Source organism: Phenylobacterium sp., from assembly GCF_030693405.1.
Classification (GTDB): Bacteria; Pseudomonadota; Alphaproteobacteria; order Caulobacterales; family Caulobacteraceae; genus Phenylobacterium.
In genome coordinates, this window is record NZ_JAUYAW010000074.1 from 23,465 (window position 1) to 40,594 (window position 17,130).

A 17,130-nucleotide genomic window follows, 5' to 3' on the forward strand; every position below is an offset into this window, starting at 1 on the left:
GCGGCTCGGCCTAGGCCTGGATCGAGGCCTGGGCGGCGGCGCGAGCCTCCTGAGCCTGCCGCGCGGCCTGCAGCTTGGCGAAGTCCTCGCCGGCATGGTGGGACGAGCGGGTCAGCGGGCTGGCCGAGACCATCAGGAACCCCTTGGCCCGGGCGATCTCCTCATAGGCGCCGAACTCCTCGGGCGTCACATAGCGGTCGATGGCCGCATGCTTGCGGGTCGGCTGCAGGTATTGGCCGATGGTCAGGAAGTCGACGCCGGCCGAGCGCATGTCGTCCATCACCTGCATGACCTCTTCCTTGGTCTCGCCCAGGCCGACCATCAGGCCCGACTTGGTGAACTGGACGGGGTCGCGTTCCTTGACCCGCTCCAGAAGGCGCAGGGAGCTGTAGTAGCGGGCGCCGGGCCGGATCGAGAGATAGAGCCGCGGCACCGTCTCCAGATTGTGGTTGAAGACGTCAGGCCGCGATTCGATCACGGTCTCGATGGCCGAGACCGGCTTGCGCAGGAAGTCCGGCGTCAGGATCTCCACCGTGGCCAGCGGCGCGGCGGCGCGGATTGCGCGCACCACCTCGGCGAGGTGGGCGGCGCCGCCATCGGCCAGATCATCCCGATCGACCGAGGTGATGACCACATGCTTCAGCCCCATCTTGGCCACCGCATCGGCCACGCGGGCCGGTTCGGTCGGGTCCAGGGGGTTGGGCTTGCCCGTCGTCACATTGCAGAAGGCGCAGGCTCGGGTGCAGATCTCGCCCATGATCATCATGGTGGCGTGGCTCTGGGACCAGCACTCGCCAATGTTCGGGCAGGCGGCCTCCTCGCAGACGGTGACCAGCCCGTGCGCCTTCACGACGCTGCGGGTGGCGGCGTAGCCCTCCGAACCCGGGGCGCGCACGCGCAGCCAGTCGGGTTTTCGCAGGAGCGGAGTGTCGGGCCTCGCCTGCTTTTCAGGGTGGCGCGGACGGGGCTTGGCCAGATTGTCGATGACGACGGTCATAGGGTCTAGATCGTCCCTCCGAGGCTCAGGATCAAGCCGCGATTGTGCGCCCTTGCGTAGCAGGCCCCAACTGCGCTGAAACTGCCCTATGCGCCCATGGCTCGCCCTCCTCGCCGCCCTCGTTCTGACGGCCTGCGATTCCGGCGGCCCCCGGCCGGCTCTCCTGGACAGCCGATCGCCGCCCGGGCTCGCCCCGCGGTTCCTGCCGCCAGAGGGCTGGGCCTGGGGCGCAATCCAGCCGCCCAGCGGACCAGAACTGCGCTACGGGGTGGCCACGCCGGTGGCAACCGCAAGGCGGGCCCAGGTGCTGATCCTGCCCGACAGTGACGAACCGGCCGAGGTCTGGTTCGAGACGGTCGCAGGCCTGACCAAGGCCGGCTACGTGGTCTGGACTCTGGAGTGGGCGGGGTTCGGCGGATCGGGCCGCCTCCTGCCCCCCTACGACATGGTTCATTCAGGCCCCGCAGGCTCAGCGCCGTCGGCTGTAGACGCACTGATCGCCCAGATCATCCGGCCGAACCCTGACCGCCCGCTGACCTTGATGGCCTCGGGCGACGCGGCTGCCGTCGCCCTCGGCACCTTGGTGGTCCTCGACACCCCCGTGAGTTCTGTCATCCTGACCGCGCCTGACCTGTCGCAGGGCCCGCCGCTGCGACCTTGGGAACAGTTGGCCGTCCGGGCTGGTCTTGGCCGCTTGCCGAGCCCGGACTGGCGGCCGTGGTCCCGGAGCGTATCCGAAGCGGCGACGTCCCCCGGGGCCGATCCCTGGCGGGGCCGGGTCGCCCATGGCTGGCGCCTGGCCAATCCCGACCTGCGGCAGAGCGGAGAAAGCCTGGCTTGGCGCGCATGGCAGGCCCAGCCCCACGATGACCACGCCTCGGCGATCAGGAACCGCCCTGCCCTTGTCCTGTCGGAAAACACCCGGGGACTCGCCTCGGCGGACGCCTGCCGCGCCGAGCTGGACTGTCGAGCGGTGATCCAGCCGCAGCATGGTACGGCGCCACACCTTGCCCCCGACGCGGTGCGGGGGGCCTGGCTCGGGGCGGTGACGACCTTCCTGGATGCGCAGGTTCCGCCGGCCGAGCCAGCTGCGGACCAGCCCGACGCCATTGAATAGCCGCGGGCCGATCACGAACTGTCACATATCTTTTCATCGGCTAGCGGCGCCTCTAGGGTCGCGAGCTCAATAAGACGCCCGACAGAATGGCGTCTGGGACCAGGGAGGCCCTCGCCCGTGACCGCCGCATACGATCCCCGCGACAGCCAGATTTCGATTTTCGACGCCCTGATCGCCGCCCGCGCGCGCTTCGGCGCCAAGAAGCCCATTCTGGAAGATCAGGAACGCAATCCGCTCACCTATACGGGCTTGATCCAGGCCTCCTTCGCGCTCGGCCGCAAGATCGCCGGCTTCACCGCCAAGGGCGAACGGGTGGGCGTGATGCTGCCCTCCAGCGCCGGTGGCGTGGTGACCTTCTTCGCCCTGCACGCCTTCGGTCGCACCCCGACCATGCTGAATTTCACGGCCGGTATTCGCAACCTGAAGGCCGCCTGCGAACTGGCCGGGGTGAAGACTGTGCTGACCTCCCACCGGTTTATCGAACAAGGCAAGCTGCACGACCTGATCGACGCCCTCGAGCCGATCGCCAATGTGGTCTATCTCGAGGAGGTGCGGGAGAAGGTCGGGCTGGCCGACAAGCTGTTCGCCGCCGCCGGCGGGGTGATGACCCGGCAGTTCCGGGCCAACAGCAAGCCCAGCGATCCGGGCGTCATCCTGTTCACCTCCGGCAGCTTCGGCGCGCCGCGGGGCGTGGTGCTGAGCCAGGCCAATCTGGTGGCCAATGTTCAGCAGATCGCCGCCCATATCGACCTTGATCCCGACTGGGTGATGTTCAATCCCTTGCCGATCTTCCACTGCTTCGGCCTGACTGGCGGCGTGCTGCTGCCGATCCTGACGGGCATGAAGGCCTTCCAGTACCCCTCGCCCCTGCACACCAAGCAGATTCCGCCGCTGATCCGCGACTCTCAGGCCTCGATCCTGCTGGCCACCGACACCTTTGTGAATCAGTACGCCCGGGCCGCTGAGCCCGGGGAGCTCTCAGGGCTGAAGTTCGTGGTCTGCGGCGCCGAAAAGGTCCGCGAGGAGACCCACAATCTGGTGGCCGAGCGCTTTGGTCCCATCCCGCTGCTGGAAGGCTACGGGGCCACTGAGGCTGCGCCCGTGATTGCGGTGAACAAGCCCCTCGACAATCGTCGTGGCACGGTCGGCGGCCTGTTGCCGGGGATCGAGACCCGGCTTGAGCCGGTCGAAGGCATTCCCGGCGGCGGGCAGCTTTTCGTTCGCGGCCCCAACATCATGGCCGGCTATCTCGCCGCCGACGGCACGATCGAGGCGCCGGTCGATGGCTGGCACGATACGGGCGATGTGGTCAGCATGAGCAATGACCAGTGGATCAAGATCCAGGGTCGGGTGAAGCGCTTCGCCAAGGTGGGCGGTGAGATGGTCTCCCTGACCGCCGCCGAGGATATCGCCGTGGCCGTGTGGCCGGAGTGCCGGCACGCCGTCATCGCCGTTCCCGACCCGCGCAAGGGGGAGCGCCTGATCCTACTGACCGATCGTCGCGGGGCGGAGGTTGACGCCCTTCTGGCGCACGCCAAGGCCATCGGCGCGCCGGAGCTGACCGTTCCCCGCAAGATCCTCAGCGTGCCGGAGATCCCGGTGCTGGGCACGGGCAAGACCGACTATGTGGCCATCCAGCGCATGGCCGAGGCGGAGCTGCGCCGGGTCGCCTGAAGCGACCACAGGAGACGGCTCAAGCGTGCAGGACGAGGCCGTAGGCGTCGAGGGCGGATTCGTGCATCGCTTCGCTCATGGTCGGATGGGGGAAGACCGTCGCATGCAGCTCGGCCTCCGTGGCCTCGAGCGTCATGGCCAGGGCGTAGCCCTGGATCATCTCGGTCACCTCGGCCCCAATCATGTGCGCGCCCACCAGGGCGCCGGTCTCGGCGTCAAACAGGGTTTTCACAAAGCCTTCGGTTTCGCCGGCCGCAATGGCCTTGCCGTTGGCCCGGAAGGCGAACCTTCCCACCTTCACCTTTCGCCCCGCCGCCTTGGCCGCGGCTTCGGTCAGTCCCACTGAGGCGATCTGCGGGTTGGCGTAGGTGCAGCCCGGGATTGGGGCGTTCAGGTTCTTAGGCGGCTGGCCGGCGATGTGCTCGACGCAATGCACCCCCTCATGGCTCGCCTTGTGGGCCAGCCAGGGCGGACCGGCCACGTCACCGATGGCGTAGAGACCCGGCACGCCGGTCGCGCCATGGGCGTCGGTGATCACATGGGTCTTCTCGATCTTCACGCCCAGGGCCTCAAGCCCAAGGTCCTCGACATTGCCGACGATGCCGACGGCGACGATGGCGCGCTCGGCCTCCAGGGCCTCGGTCTTGCCGCCAGTCTCGATTTCCACCACCACCCCGGTCTTGGATTTGGTCAGCTTCTTGACGGTGGCCCCGATGCGGAACTTCAGGCCCCGACGCTCGAAGGCCTTGCGCGCGGCGGTGGAGACCTCTTCGTCCTCCACCGGCAGGATGCGCGACAGGGCCTCGACCACCATCACCTCGGCGCCCAGGGCGCGGTAGAAGCTGGCGAATTCGATGCCGATGGCGCCTGAGCCGATGACGATCAGCGACTTGGGCGCGGCCTTCGGGACCATGGCCTCGCGATAGGACCAGACCCGGTCCCCGTCCGGCTCCAGCCCGATCTGCGGCAGGGTGCGGGCCCGGGCGCCCGTGGCCAGGATGACATGCTTGGCCTGGAGGGTGCGCTCGCCGCCGCGCTTCTGGGCGATCACGACCTTGGGGGCTGGAGTCCCCTTCTCGAGCCGGGCGGTCCCCTCGATCACCTCGATCTTGTGCTTGCGCATGAGGAAGCCGACGCCGGAGTTCAGCTGCCCGGCCACCTTGCGCGAGCGCTCCACAACCTTGGCGAAGTCAAAGCGGGGTTTGTCGGCGGCCAGGCCGTAATCGGCCAGGTGATGCAGCTGCTCATAGACCTCGCCGGACTTGAGCAGCGCCTTGGTGGGGATGCAGCCCCAGTTCAGGCAGACTCCGCCCAGCGCTTCGCGTTCGACGATGGCGGTCTTCAGGCCCAGCTGGCTGGCCCGGATGGCGGCCACGTAGCCGCCAGGGCCTGCGCCCACGATGATGACGTCAAAATCCATGTGTCTTGGCCCCTCAGACCATCATCGCCAGAGGCTCTTCGATCAGAGCCTTGAACGCTTCCAGCCAGCGGGCGCCGGTCGCCCCGTCTACGACCCTATGGTCGCAGGTCATGGTCACCGACATCACCGTGGCGATGGCCAGCTGGTCGCCGCGGACCACGGGCTGTTTGGTCCCGGCCCCCACCGACAGAATGGCGCCCTGCGGTTCGTTGATGATCGAGCCGAAGGACTTGATGCCGAACATGCCGAGGTTGGAGACACTGAAGGTGCCGCCCTGGAACTCCTCGGGCTTCAGCTTGCGGGTGCGGGCCCGCTCGGCCAGGTCCTTGGTCTCCGCCGCGATCTGCGCCAGGCCCTTGGTCTCGCACTTGCGGATGATCGGGGTGATCAGCCCGCCCTCCACGGCCACCGCCATGGCGATGTCGGCATGGTGGTGCAGGGCGACGCCCTCAGGGGAATAGGAGGCGTTGGCCTCGGGCACCCGCTTCAGGGCCACGGCGCAGGCCTTGAGGATGATGTCGTTGACGCTGACCTTCACCCCGTCCTTTTCCAGCATCTTGTTGATGCGGCCCCGGGCCTCAAGCAGGCGGTCGATCTCCAGGTCGATGGTCAGGGGGAAGTGCGGTACGTCTCGGAAGGAGTCGGTCATCCGCCGGGCCACGGTCTTGCGCATGCCGTCCAGCGGAATGAGATCGTAGCTGCCCTCGGGGATTCCCATCTGCTGCAGAGACTGGACCGGACGGGTTTCGCCGCGGCGCTCGGTGGACGCGGCCGCCGCCGTCGCTGCGGGCTTCGCGCCCGGCTTGGCGTCCTTGACGTCCCGCTCGATGATCCGGCCGTGGGGGCCGGAGCCCGTGAGGGTCGAGAGGTCCAGCCCCTTCTGCTCTGCGATCCGGCGGGCCAGGGGCGAGGCGAAGATGCGTTCGCCGGCCCCGCTCTTGGCTGACGCAACCTTGGCCGGCGCGGGCTCGGCCTTGGCGGCCGGCTCAGATTTGGCTTCGGCCTTTGAGGGCGCGGGCTCCGGCGCGGCCTTTTCGGCGGCCTTGGGCTCGGGCGCCTTGGCCTCGGTCCCGCCTGACAGACGGGCGATGGGCGCATTGACCTTCACGCCCTCGGTGCCGGCCTCGACCAGGATCTCCTCGACGACGCCCTCATCGACCGCCTCGACCTCCATGGTCGCCTTGTCGGTCTCGATCTCGGCGATCACGTCGCCAGCTGCGACGGTGTCCCCCTTCTTGACCAGCCATTTGGCGAGGGTGCCCTCCTCCATGGTGGGCGACAGCGCCGGCATCAGGATGTCGGTCATGCGGATTCCTTGGAGAGGTGCGCGAGGCCCGCGGCGTGGGCCTCCCAGTTCTGGCCGTCAAAGGGCTCGATATCGAAGTTCAGGTCCTCGGCCGGGTCCAGGCAGCGGACATTGACCGACCAGCCGTCCGGGTTGGACCGGGGACGGTAGAAGCTCTTCACCCCGCACACCTTGCAGAAGGTGTGCTGGGCCACGCGGGTGTTGAACACATAGGTGGTGATCTGATCCTGGCCCTTGACCAGGCGGAACCGACTGGCCGGGACGATGGCGTGGATGAACCCCGTCATGGCGCAGATGGAGCAGTTGCAGGCCTGGGCGGTCACCCGGGACGGCAGGGCGGCCTCGAACCGCACCGCCCGGCAATGGCAACCGCCGCTGCGCCAGGTCAGGTCAGCCGTCGCGGTCATGAGCGATAGCAGACCGCCTTGGCGGCTTTCACGATCTTCTCCACAGACGGCAGCGAGGCGGCTTCCAGATTGGCCGCATAGGGCAACGGCACGTCTTCCTGGCAGACCCGGGCAGGCGGAGCGTCGAGATAGTCGAAGGCATGCTCGATCACCCGAGTGATCACCTCTGCGCCGACGCCCATGGGCCCCCAGCCTTCCTCGACGGTCACCAGGCGATGAGTCTTCTGGACGCTCTCGACGACGGTGTCGTGATCGAGCGGGCGGATGGTTCGCAGGTCGACCACCTCGGCCTCGATCCCCTCGGCGGCCAGCTCCTCGGCCGCCTTCAGGGCCAGGCCCACCATGCGCGAATAGGCGGTGATGGTTACATCGGCGCCGGCGCGACGCACCTTGGCCAGGCCGATGGGCAGGACATGGTCCTCACCCTCGGGGACATCGAACTCCTGGCCATAGAGCATCTCGTGCTCCAGGAAGACGACAGGGTTGGGGTCGCGGATCGCGGCCTTCAGCAGACCCTTGGCGTCGGCGGCGTCATAGGGGGCGATGACCTTCAGGCCCGGCACGTGAGCGTACCAGGCGGCGAAGTCCTGGCTGTGCTGGGCCGCCACGCGGGAGGCTGCGCCGTTAGGACCGCGGAACACCATGGGCGTGGTGATCTGGCCGCCGGACATGTAGTGGGTCTTGGCCGCCGAATTGATGATGTGGTCGATGGCCTGCATGGCGAAGTTCCAGGTCATGAACTCCACGATGGGTTTAAGGCCCGCCATGGCCGCGCCGACCCCGAGGCCCGCAAAGCCGTGCTCGGTGATCGGGGTGTCGATCACCCGGCGCTCGCCGAACTCCTCCAGCAGACCGCGGCTGACCTTGTAGGCGCCCTGATACTGGGCGACCTCCTCGCCCATCAGGAAGACGGTGTCATCCCGGCGCATCTCCTCGGCCATGGCGTCGCGCAGGGCGTCGCGCACGGTCGTCTTGACCAGCTTGGCGCCCTCCGGGATTTCCGGGTCGGCTAGGGCTTCTTTCGGCCGAACAGCAGCTGGTCCGTCGCCCTCGGGCTGCTCCGCCTTGGCTTCGGTCGGGCTGGTCTTTTCCGGATCCCCGGAGGCTTGGGCCTCTGCGGCCTTGGGCTCATCGGCAGTTGGCGCAGACTTCGCCGACGCAGATCCGCCCGACAGGCGAGCAATGGGGGCGTTGACCTTCACCCCTTCCGCGCCCGCCTCGACCAGCAGTTCCTCAATCACGCCCTCATCGACGGCTTCGACCTCCATGGTCGCCTTGTCGGTCTCGATCTCGGCGATCACGTCGCCAGAGGCGACGCTGTCGCCCACCTTCACGTGCCACTTGGCCAGCGTCCCCTCTTCCATGGTCGGAGACAGGGCCGGCATCAGGATGTCGGTCACTGGGCGGCCTCCACATAGACCTCGGTATAGAGCTCGGAGAGTTCCGGCTCGGGGGACGTGCGGGCGAACTCGGCGGCGTCGGCGACGATGCGCTTCACCTCGGCGTCGATGGCCTTCAGCGTCGCCTCATCGGCCACGCCATCCTTTTCGAGCTTTTCCCGCAGATGCTCGATGGGATCGCGGGTCTTGCGGACCTCGTCGACCTCTTCCCGGGTGCGATACTTGGCCGGATCACTCATGGAATGGCCGCGATAGCGATAGGTCTTCATCTCCAGGATGAAGGGCCCCTCGCCGCTGCGGGCGTGGGCTGCGGCGCGCCTGGCGGCGTCGCGGACGGCCAGAACATCCATGCCGTCAACCTCTTCGCCCGGAATCCGGAAGGAGGCGCCGCGCTTGTACATGTGGGTCTCAGAGGACGACCGCTCCAGGGACGTGCCCATGGCGTACTGGTTGTTCTCGATCACATAGACGACCGGCAGCTTCCACAGGGCGGCCATATTGAAGCTCTCATAGACCTGGCCCTGATTGGCGGCCCCGTCGCCGAAATAGGTGAAGGCCACCTTGCCGTTGTCCCGGTAGCGGTTGGCGAGCGCGAGGCCCGTGCCCAGGGGCGCCGGGGCGCCGACAATCCCGTGACCGCCGTAGAACTCCGCCTCGCGGGAGAACATGTGCATCGACCCGCCCTTGCCCTTGGACGAGCCGCCGGACCGGCCTGTGAGCTCGGCCATCACCTCGTTGGGCTCCATGCCGCAGGCCAGCATGTGGCCGTGGTCCCGATAGGCTGTGATAACCTGGTCGCCCTTCTCCTGGATCGACTGGACGCCGACGGCGATGGCTTCCTGGCCGATATAGAGGTGGCAGAAGCCGCCAATCAGACCCATGCCATAGAGCTGGCCGGCCCGTTCTTCGAACCGGCGGATGAGCAGCATGTCGCGATAGAAGCCCAGCAGCTGATCCTTGCCGAGGCCCTCGACCGTCTCGGCCGACGATGCGCCGGTCTTGGCAGCCTGTTTGGCGCGCGCCATGTCTGTCTCCCGGGTCGTGTTTGCGTTCAGGCACCCTAACCCAGAGCCGGCCGTCCCGTCAGCCGCCCGCCGAGTCGTCGTGCTGGATACGGATCACATAGTCCCTGGGGTCGCTGTAGCCTAGGAGGGACCGGGCCCGTTCTTCCAGCAGATCGGCCGAAAGTGAGGTGTCGCGCAGAAGCTTGGCTCGGGTCTCCAGGTCCCGCCGCTGGGCGGTCAGCTGCTTCAGCTCCGCCGACTTCACCGCCAGGGTCTGGTCACGCTGGGCCGAGGTCAGCAGGCCTTGCTGACCGGTGAAGGCGTGATAGGCGAAATAGACGATCAGGAGCGCGAGGAAGGCGGTCGAGATGTAGGGGCGGACTGCGTTGAGCACGGCGATTCTACGTTAAGGATGAGCCAGACTCGGCAGGTCTGCTTAATTTTGCGTTGCAGCTCAGCCGTTTGCCGTGAAAACTCACGGCCATGGATCGCAAGCACCCGCCCAATTGATCTGAGGTCCTCGCCGCCCGGCTGAAGCGCGCCGCCAATTGGGCGCTGCCGCCGCTCGCCCGTGCGCCCTTCGCCCTGACGGCGGCCCTGCTGCTGGTGGGGTTCGCCGACGAGTGGTTCACCTTCCTGCCTGCCGGCGTCCTTGAGGGGCTGCGGCAGGATGTCGGGCTAAGCTACGCTGAAGCTGGCCTTGTCCTGGCGGCGCTGAGCCTGGGCGGCATAGTGGGTGTCGTCTTTCAGGCCGCCGCCGACTATGTCAGCCGCCGCGCCCTGGCGGCGCTGGGCGCCCTGGCCTATGGCGCGGCCATGATCGCCTTCGGGCTGGCCGACAGCTTCTGGATCCTGTTCGCGGCGGCCTTTGTCTGGGGCGCGGCCAGCGACGCCTTCATCCATGGCTGCGAGGTGGCCCTGGTCGACCTGGCCGGACCAGACCTGCCCCGGGTCCTGGCGCGGGTGAACGCCTGGTCAGCAGTGGGCGATCTCGTGGCGCCTCTGACCCTGATCGCCGGCGCCGCCCTGGGCCTCGGCTGGCGCGGCCTGTTCCTGGCCGGCGGCGGCCTGATGCTGGCCTATGGCGTGTGGCTGGCCAGCCAGCGGTTCCCGCCGCCCCATCCCCGAGACGAGGACGCCCACGCCGGCCGCGACCTGCTGGCGGTGCTCACCGACGGGCGGGTGCTGCTGATGGCGGTGATGATGGGGCTCTTCGCCCTGCTGGACGAGCCGCTGCTGGCCTTCCTCATCGCCTATCTGGAGGAGGTCGCGGGCCATGGCGCCGGCATGGCGGTCGCCTTGTCCACAGGCGCCCTGGTGGGCGGCCTGATCGGCTATGGCCTGGCCGAGCGGCTGATCCCGGAGGAGTCCCCCGGCGCCGTCCTGGCCCCCTCGGCCCTGGTCGCGGCGCTGAGCCTGCCGGTCCTGGCCTTCGCGCCACAGGCCTGGTTCGTGGTCGCCGGGGGGCTGGTCTTCGGCGTCAGCGGCGCGGTCTTCTACACCGCGCTGCAGAGTCTGGTCCTGACCCTGCGACCTGGTCAGGCCGGATCGACGGGCGCGGCGGTGTCGATCATCGGCCTGGCCGGCGCGGGCTTCCCCGCCCTGGTGGGAGGGGTGGCGGACGCCTGGGGATTGGGCGCGGGGCTTGGCCTCTACGCCGCCATCCCCACGCTGCTCCTGGCCCTGACCCTGGTCCTGCGCCCAGGGGGCCGGCCCTAGATGTGCTTGAGCGCCTTGCGGCCGATATAGAGGGCCTGGTCGCCGAGCTCCTGCTCGATGCGCAGCAGCTGGTTGTACTTCGCCGTCCGGTCAGAGCGCGCCAGAGACCCGGTCTTGATCTGCCCGCAGTTGGTGGCCACGGCCAGGTCGGCGATGGTGGAGTCCTCGGTCTCGCCCGAGCGGTGGCTCATCACGGCGGTGTAGCCGGCCCGGTGCGCCATATCGACCGCGTCCAGGGTCTCCGACAGGGTGCCGATCTGATTGACCTTCACGAGGATGGAGTTGGCCAGGCCCTGACCGATGCCGTCCGACAGGCGGGCCGGATTGGTGACGAACAGATCATCGCCCACCAGCTGGACCTGGCCGCCCAGCTTGTCGGTCAGCAGCTTCCAGCCGGCGAAGTCATCCTCGGCGCAGCCGTCTTCGATCGAGACGATGGGGAACTTGGCCACCAGAGCCGCGAGATAGTCGACCATGCCGGCCGGATCGAAGGTCTTGCCCTCCCCGTCCAGCACGTACTTGCCGTCCTTGAAGAACTCGGTGGAGGCCACGTCGAGGCCCAGGTGGAAGTGGTCGCCGCAGCGATAGCCCGCCGCCTCGCCGGCCTTGACGATGAAGGCCAGGGCCTCTTCGGCGCTGCCGATATTGGGGGCGAAGCCGCCCTCGTCGCCCACATTAGTGTTGTGGCCGGCGTCCTTCAGGGCCTTCTTCAGGGCGTGGAAGATCTCGGCCCCCATGCGCAGACCCTCGGCAAAGGTGTCGGCGCCGGTGGGCAGGATCATGAACTCCTGGATGTCGATGGGATTGTCGGCGTGCGCCCCGCCATTGATGATGTTCATCATCGGCACCGGCAGCACCCGGGCCGAGACCCCGCCCACATACTTGTAGAGCGGCAGGTTGGCGCTGATGGCCGCGGCCTTGGCGGTCGCCAGGCTGACGCCCAGGATGGCGTTGGCGCCCAGGCGCGACTTGTTGGCCGTGCCGTCCAGCGCGATCAGGGTGGCGTCCAGCCGACGCTGGTCCTCGGCCTCGAAGCCGGCCAGGGCGTCATAGATCTCGCCATTGACCGCCTCGATGGCGCCCAGCACGCCCTTGCCGAGATAGCGCCCCTTGTCCCCGTCCCGCTTCTCGACCGCCTCGTGAGCGCCCGTGGAGGCGCCCGAGGGGACGGCGGCGCGGCCGAGCGCGCCGTCTTCCAGGATCACGTCGACCTCGATGGTCGGGTTGCCGCGGCTGTCGAGGATTTCGCGGGCGGTGATGTCGACGATCTCGGTCATGGCGGTCCTCAATAGGCTTGGCGGCGCAGGGTTGCAGAAAGGCCCGGGAGGCTTAGCCACCTTCGCGCGAGCGGGCAATCGGCCACGCAAAAGGCCCCGCCCGGTCCGGGCGAGGCCTTGATGTCTTGCGACGAAAGACGGGCTCTGAAAGAGCCTTAGTCTTCCTTCGGCGTCAGGACCTGACGGCCCTTATACATGCCGGTCTTCAGGTCGATGTGGTGGGGGCGCTTCAGCTCGCCGGTTTCCTTGTCTTCGACAAAGGAGTTCTTGCCCAGCGCATCGTGGGAGCGCCGCATGTTGCGCCGCGAGGGCGATACTTTTCGCTTAGGAACGGCCATGGGAATCTCGCAGGCGTATAAAAATTGAGACGGCGGCCGCGGGGGCCGCCGACATGAGCGCGCGTGTATGACGCAATCCGCCCGGAGTTTCAAGCGGCCTTGGGCGCCAGAACGACGTTGGCGCCAAGGGATTGGCCATCAGACCAACCGGCTCCGTTCCTTGGCCGCGCCGATGAAGCTGGCGAAGAGGGGGTGGGGTTCGAAGGGGCGGCTCTTGAGCTCAGGATGGAACTGGACGCCGACGAACCACGGATGGTCGGCGCGCTCGCAGATTTCCGGCAGGACGCCGTCAGGGGACAGGCCAGAGAAGGTCAGGCCCGTGCCCTCGATGGCCTCGCGGTAGCCGATATTGACCTCATATCGGTGCCGATGGCGCTCGCTGATCGCCTGGCCGCCATAGATGTCCGCCACCCGGGACCCCGGTGTCAGGACCGCGTCATAGGCGCCCAGGCGCATGGTGCCGCCCAGATTGTCGCCCTCGCCGCGGGTCTCCCGCTCGTTGCCGCGCACCCACTCGGTCATCAGGCCGACGACAGGTTCCGACGTCGGGCCAAACTCCGTGGATGAGGCGTCCTTCAGGCCGGCCAGATTCCGGGCGGCTTCGATCATGGCCATCTGCATACCGAAGCAGATGCCGAAATAGGGGATTTCGTGTTCCCGGGCGAAGCGGACCGCCTCGATCATGCCCTCAGAGCCCCGCTGCCCGAAGGCGCCGGGCACCAGAACCCCATGCACCCCGGTGAGGCGTTCGGAGATCAGGCTCTCGTCTCCGCCCTCGAAGGCCTCGCCCTCGACCCAGTCGAATCGGACCCGGACATTGTTGGCCACGCCCCCGTGGACCAGGGCTTCGACCAGGGACTTATAGGCGTCAGTCAGGCCGGTATACTTGCCGACGATGGCGATGTTCACCTCGCCGTCGGGGTGGGTCAGGGTGTGGCCGATGGTCTCCCAGCGCGACAGGTCTGGCGCTGGCGCATCGGTGATGCCGAACACTTCCAGCACCTCGGTGTCCAGGCCCTGGCGGTGATAGTCCAGCGGCACGGTGTAGATGCTGGAGGAATCCTGAGCCTCGATCACCGCGCTTTCGCGGACATTGCAGAACAGCGCGATCTTGCGCCGCTCCCCGGCCGGGATCTCAGTCTCGCAGCGGCAGAGCAGGATGTCGGGCTGAATGCCGATGGATCGCAGCTCCTTGACCGAATGCTGGGTCGGCTTGGTCTTCATCTCGCCGGCGGTCTTGATATAGGGCAGCAGGGTCAGGTGGACGAAGCACACATGGCCGCGGGGCAACTGCTGGCCAAGCTGGCGGATGGCCTCGAAGAAAGGCAGGCCCTCGATGTCGCCAACCGTGCCGCCGATCTCCACCAGGACGAAGTCGACCCCCTCGCCGGGATCGGACAGGACGAAGCGTTTGATCTCGTCGGTGACGTGGGGAATGACCTGGACGGTGGCGCCCAGATAGTCGCCGCGTCGCTCCTTCTCCAGGATGGTCTTGTAGATCTGGCCCGTGGTGACGTTGTCGCCGCGGGTGGCGTTGACGCCCGTGAACCGCTCGTAGTGGCCCAGGTCCAGGTCGGTTTCAGCCCCGTCCTCGGTGACGAAAACCTCCCCGTGCTGATAGGGGCTCATCGTGCCCGGATCGACGTTCAGATAGGGGTCGAGCTTGCGCAGGCGGACCTTATAGCCGCGAGCCTGCAGGAGCGCGCCAAGGGCGGCGGAGGCGAGACCTTTTCCCAAGGAGGAGACCACGCCGCCGGTGATGAAAATGTACCGGGTCATGGGCGATCAACCTACCATCGATTCGGGGCGCCGCCCCCCATGGGAGGTGCGCCATAACGTCTGACCGGGCCAAGGTCGGCCCAAGACTGGGAGCTCATGGTCCGCGACCCTTGGGCTCAGCGGACCGATTGCGGGTTCTTCAGGGCGCCGACTATGGCGCTGGCGTCGCTGGCGTCGTCGGCGCGGTCGCCGCGCCTTCAGCCGGCGCGGTCTCGCTATCGAGGAAGGGGTTGCGAATCTGGGCCGCCGGGGCGTCGAGGCCACCCGTGCTGGTTTCAGCCGGAATGGCCGGGGCCGGCGCCACGGGGGCGGTGTTCAGCTGGCTAGGATCAATGGCTTCGATATTCAGCCGGTCCACCGCTGAGCCGCCGCTGACGCGGCCCGACACCAGGGTGATGGTCAGGCTGAGCGCAAAGAAGACGCCGCCCAGGATCCAGGTGAAGCGCGACAGGAAATCGCCGGCGCCCCGGGCGCTCATGAAATTGCCCGAGCCGCCGCCGCCCATGCCGAGCGCACCGCCCTCCGAGCGCTGCAGCAGCACGAGGCCGATGAGGGCCAGGCAGACCAGGATCTGAATACCGAGCAGAATGCTGAGAAGCATGGACAAGTCCAAAACGTCTGGGCGCGGGGCTCCGTCAGGAAACCCGCGCCGAAAAACCAAGCGCGCGCTCTATCATCCCGAAGACCGCAAGGCCATAGGGCCAAGATCGGGCTGCGGCGGATCGAGGGGGCTGTTGAGAGACCCGCCGTTCAATAGCTAGGCCCTCGGCGCGCCCGCGACAATGGCCAGGAAGTCGGCCGCCTTCAGAGACGCACCGCCCACCAGCGCCCCGCCCACCTCGGGCAGGGCCAGGATTTCCGCGGCGTTGCCGGGTTTCACCGAGCCGCCATAGAGGATGGCGGGCGCCGCCCCGGCCTCGCCAAACATGTCCATCAAGGTCGCGCGGATGGCGTGGTGGACCTCAGTGATATCCTCCAGGGTCGGCGTCAGCCCTGTGCCGATGGCCCAGACCGGCTCATAGGCGACGGTGAGGGCCTTGCCCGACAGCTCGGCCGGCAGAGATCCGCGGATCTGACGGGTGACCACAGCCAGGGCCCGGCCCTCCTCCCGCTCGGCGCGGGTCTCGCCAACGCAGATGATCGGCTCCAGGCCCGCCCGCAGGGCCGCGCTGCCCTTGGCCGCGACGACGGCGTCCGTCTCACCATAGCCGGCCCGGCGCTCGGAATGCCCGAGGATGACAAGCTGCGCTCCGGCCTCGGCCAGCATCTCGGCAGACACATCCCCGGTGAAGGCGCCCGAAGCCTCGGCATGGCAGTCCTGACCGCCGATCTCCAGCTTTGATCCCGCCACCTCGCGGCTCATCCGCTCAAGCAGAGTGGCGGGCGGACAGAGCGCCAGGCGGACGCCAGCAGCGTCTGCGGCCCCAGCGATGGCGCGCGCCTCGACCAGGGCCTGCCCCGTCCCGTTCATCTTCCAGTTGCCGGCGATCAGGGGGGTGGGTGGGGTCATCTGGGCCTCTCCGTGGGATGGGTCTGGCCGATAAGCCAAGCGATCGTCGCTGTCACGTGCTTGCGGGGGGGAAGCCGCCTCCACTATACCCGCCCCTCTGGACTTCGCGCCCGAGGAAGGGTCCTCCCATGATCTCCGCTTTTCGCGCCTTCGCCAAATCCTGGGTGGCGGCCATTCTGATCGGCCTGCTGGTCATCAGCTTCGCCGTGTTCGGCATGTCCGACATCCTGCAGGGACAGATCTCCTCCTCTGTGGTGAAGGCGGGCGACCGCAGCTTCAGCGACCAGGATTTCCGCCGAGCGTATGACCAGTGGCGCCAGAACGCCGAGCAGCAGATGGGCCAGCCGATCACGCCCCAGATGGCGGCGGACAACGGGGTGATCGCCGGCTTGCTTGAGCAGGTCGCCACCCAGGAATCCCTGGCCGAGATGCTTGATCGCATGGGCCTGCGCCCCGGCGACAACCTCGTCACCGATCAGCTTCGTCAGATCCCCGCCTTCTTCGATCCCATCAGCGGACGGTTCGACAAGAACCTGATGGAGCAGCGACTGGGGGAGACCAATCTGACTTCGGATCGCTTCATCGAAGTGCTCAAGGATGAGATCGCTCAGCAGCATTTCGCGTCCGGCCTGGTCAGCGGCCTGCGCGCGCCCCGCGCCTATGGCGCCCTGGCGGCCCTGGTCGACCTGGAAGAACGGGATCTCGGCTACTTCCAGGTCGGCGTGGCCTCGGTGCAGGCGCCCGGCGCGCCAACCGACGCCCAACTTCAAGCCTTCATGGAGGAGAACGCCGACCAGTTGCGCATGCCGGAATTCCGCGTGCTGTCGCTGGTCCGCTTCGCGCCCCGTCCGCAGGATCTTGCGGCGCCTGTGACTCAGGCGGCCCTCGAAGAGCGCTTCGCCTTCCGTCGTGACACCCTGTCCCAACCCGAGACCCGGACCCTGGTCCAGGTTCCGGCGCGGGATCAGGCGACGGCCGCCCGGATCGTCCAGCGTCTGCGTCAGGGCGAGGCCCCCGCCGCGGTGGCCCAGGATCTCGGGGTCGAGCCGGTGACCTATGACGCCCGTCCCCGCAGCGCCATCGCAGACCGCAAGGTGGCTGAAGCCGCCTTCGCCCTGGCCCAGGGCGCGGTCAGCGATCCGATCACCGGCGATCTTGGCCTGTCCGTCGTCAAGGTGATCA

16 protein-coding genes are annotated in these 17,130 nt (G+C 67.8%); 4 read left to right on the forward strand and 12 right to left on the reverse strand.

Features of this window, described 5'->3' with window-relative positions:
- Positions 1 to 10 precede the first annotated feature (10 nt).
- Positions 11 to 997, reverse strand: a complete 987-nt coding sequence (gene lipA / locus Q8N19_RS16075; RefSeq protein WP_305592410.1) for a lipoyl synthase — start codon at positions 995 to 997, stop codon at positions 11 to 13.
- Between the two features lie 88 nt (positions 998 to 1,085).
- Here lipA and Q8N19_RS16080 point away from each other — a divergent pair, with 88 nt between their 5' ends.
- Both Q8N19_RS16080 and Q8N19_RS16085 read left to right on the forward strand, forming a co-directional pair.
- Positions 1,086 to 2,114: an alpha/beta hydrolase gene (locus tag Q8N19_RS16080; protein ID WP_305592411.1), complete on the forward strand. Its 1,029-nt coding sequence runs from the start codon at positions 1,086 to 1,088 to the stop codon at positions 2,112 to 2,114.
- Between the two features lie 117 nt (positions 2,115 to 2,231).
- On the forward strand, positions 2,232 to 3,788 hold the full coding sequence (locus Q8N19_RS16085; RefSeq protein ID WP_305592412.1) for an AMP-binding protein: 1,557 nt from the start codon (positions 2,232 to 2,234) through the stop codon (positions 3,786 to 3,788).
- 19 nt (positions 3,789 to 3,807) lie between these two features.
- Here Q8N19_RS16085 and lpdA read toward each other — a convergent pair whose 3' ends face one another.
- Genes lpdA through Q8N19_RS16115 form a run of 6 tightly spaced genes read right to left on the reverse strand, consistent with a single transcriptional unit; the run spans position 3,808 to position 9,719 of the window.
- Positions 3,808 to 5,208, reverse strand: a complete 1,401-nt coding sequence (gene lpdA / locus Q8N19_RS16090) for a dihydrolipoyl dehydrogenase (protein WP_305592414.1) — start codon at positions 5,206 to 5,208, stop codon at positions 3,808 to 3,810.
- Positions 5,209 to 5,221: 13 nt separating this feature from the next.
- Positions 5,222 to 6,514, reverse strand: coding sequence for a pyruvate dehydrogenase complex dihydrolipoamide acetyltransferase (locus tag Q8N19_RS16095; RefSeq protein WP_305592416.1), 1,293 nt, complete (start codon positions 6,512 to 6,514; stop codon positions 5,222 to 5,224).
- Positions 6,511 to 6,921: a GFA family protein gene (locus Q8N19_RS16100; protein ID WP_305592418.1), complete on the reverse strand. Its 411-nt coding sequence runs from the start codon at positions 6,919 to 6,921 to the stop codon at positions 6,511 to 6,513. The genes Q8N19_RS16095 and Q8N19_RS16100 overlap by 4 nt, the downstream gene beginning before the upstream one ends.
- Complete coding sequence (locus Q8N19_RS16105) at positions 6,918 to 8,321, reverse strand: pyruvate dehydrogenase complex E1 component subunit beta (RefSeq protein ID WP_305592420.1); 1,404 nt, start codon at positions 8,319 to 8,321, stop codon at positions 6,918 to 6,920. The genes Q8N19_RS16100 and Q8N19_RS16105 overlap by 4 nt, the downstream gene beginning before the upstream one ends.
- On the reverse strand, positions 8,318 to 9,346 hold the full coding sequence (pdhA, locus tag Q8N19_RS16110; protein WP_305592422.1) for a pyruvate dehydrogenase (acetyl-transferring) E1 component subunit alpha: 1,029 nt from the start codon (positions 9,344 to 9,346) through the stop codon (positions 8,318 to 8,320). Before pdhA ends, Q8N19_RS16105 begins: the two co-directional genes overlap by 4 nt.
- 58 nt (positions 9,347 to 9,404) lie before the next feature.
- Positions 9,405 to 9,719, reverse strand: coding sequence for a septum formation initiator family protein (locus Q8N19_RS16115; RefSeq protein ID WP_305592424.1), 315 nt, complete (start codon positions 9,717 to 9,719; stop codon positions 9,405 to 9,407).
- Between the two features lie 212 nt (positions 9,720 to 9,931).
- Between Q8N19_RS16115 and Q8N19_RS16120 the strand changes: the two genes are divergently transcribed.
- Positions 9,932 to 11,044, forward strand: coding sequence for a sugar MFS transporter (locus tag Q8N19_RS16120; protein ID WP_305592426.1), 1,113 nt, complete (start codon positions 9,932 to 9,934; stop codon positions 11,042 to 11,044).
- Here Q8N19_RS16120 and eno read toward each other — a convergent pair.
- The 5 genes from eno to tpiA all read right to left on the reverse strand — a co-directional run bounded on the left by eno (position 11,041) and on the right by tpiA (position 15,948).
- Positions 11,041 to 12,321, reverse strand: a complete 1,281-nt coding sequence (eno, locus tag Q8N19_RS16125; protein WP_305592428.1) for a phosphopyruvate hydratase — start codon at positions 12,319 to 12,321, stop codon at positions 11,041 to 11,043. The two genes, Q8N19_RS16120 and eno, sit on opposite strands and share 4 nt — an antisense overlap.
- 155 nt (positions 12,322 to 12,476) lie before the next feature.
- On the reverse strand, positions 12,477 to 12,659 hold the full coding sequence (rpmF, locus tag Q8N19_RS16130; protein ID WP_293409299.1) for a 50S ribosomal protein L32: 183 nt from the start codon (positions 12,657 to 12,659) through the stop codon (positions 12,477 to 12,479).
- 138 nt (positions 12,660 to 12,797) lie between these two features.
- Positions 12,798 to 14,438, reverse strand: coding sequence for a CTP synthase (locus Q8N19_RS16135; protein WP_305592430.1), 1,641 nt, complete (start codon positions 14,436 to 14,438; stop codon positions 12,798 to 12,800).
- A gap of 151 nt (positions 14,439 to 14,589) precedes the next feature.
- The gene (gene secG / locus Q8N19_RS16140; protein WP_305592432.1) at positions 14,590 to 15,039 is read right to left on the reverse strand and encodes a preprotein translocase subunit SecG; all 450 of its coding nucleotides are present in this window, start codon (positions 15,037 to 15,039) and stop codon (positions 14,590 to 14,592) included.
- A gap of 156 nt (positions 15,040 to 15,195) precedes the next feature.
- Complete coding sequence (tpiA, locus tag Q8N19_RS16145) at positions 15,196 to 15,948, reverse strand: triose-phosphate isomerase (protein ID WP_305592434.1); 753 nt, start codon at positions 15,946 to 15,948, stop codon at positions 15,196 to 15,198.
- Between the two features lie 128 nt (positions 15,949 to 16,076).
- Between tpiA and Q8N19_RS16150 the strand changes: the two genes are divergently transcribed.
- Positions 16,077 to 17,130 (forward strand): peptidylprolyl isomerase (locus tag Q8N19_RS16150; RefSeq protein WP_305592436.1); only part of this gene is annotated, 1,054 nt, incomplete at its 3' end.

What these genes read in the sequence shown, in the direction of transcription:
- lipA (WP_305592410.1), bottom strand. Translation starts at nt 997, where the DNA reads ATGACCGTCGTCATCGACAATCTGGCCAAGCCCCGTCCGCGCCACCCT.
- Q8N19_RS16080 (WP_305592411.1), top strand. Translation starts at nt 1,086, where the DNA reads ATGCGCCCATGGCTCGCCCTCCTCGCCGCCCTCGTTCTGACGGCCTGC.
- lpdA (WP_305592414.1), bottom strand. Translation starts at nt 5,208, where the DNA reads ATGGATTTTGACGTCATCATCGTGGGCGCAGGCCCTGGCGGCTACGTG.
- Q8N19_RS16095 (WP_305592416.1), bottom strand. Translation starts at nt 6,514, where the DNA reads ATGACCGACATCCTGATGCCGGCGCTGTCGCCCACCATGGAGGAGGGC.
- Q8N19_RS16100 (WP_305592418.1), bottom strand. Translation starts at nt 6,921, where the DNA reads ATGACCGCGACGGCTGACCTGACCTGGCGCAGCGGCGGTTGCCATTGC.
- pdhA (WP_305592422.1), bottom strand. Translation starts at nt 9,346, where the DNA reads ATGGCGCGCGCCAAACAGGCTGCCAAGACCGGCGCATCGTCGGCCGAG.
- eno (WP_305592428.1), bottom strand. Translation starts at nt 12,321, where the DNA reads ATGACCGAGATCGTCGACATCACCGCCCGCGAAATCCTCGACAGCCGC.
- rpmF (WP_293409299.1), bottom strand. Translation starts at nt 12,659, where the DNA reads ATGGCCGTTCCTAAGCGAAAAGTATCGCCCTCGCGGCGCAACATGCGG.
- Q8N19_RS16135 (WP_305592430.1), bottom strand. Translation starts at nt 14,438, where the DNA reads ATGACCCGGTACATTTTCATCACCGGCGGCGTGGTCTCCTCCTTGGGA.
- secG (WP_305592432.1), bottom strand. Translation starts at nt 15,039, where the DNA reads ATGCTTCTCAGCATTCTGCTCGGTATTCAGATCCTGGTCTGCCTGGCC.
- tpiA (WP_305592434.1), bottom strand. Translation starts at nt 15,948, where the DNA reads ATGACCCCACCCACCCCCCTGATCGCCGGCAACTGGAAGATGAACGGG.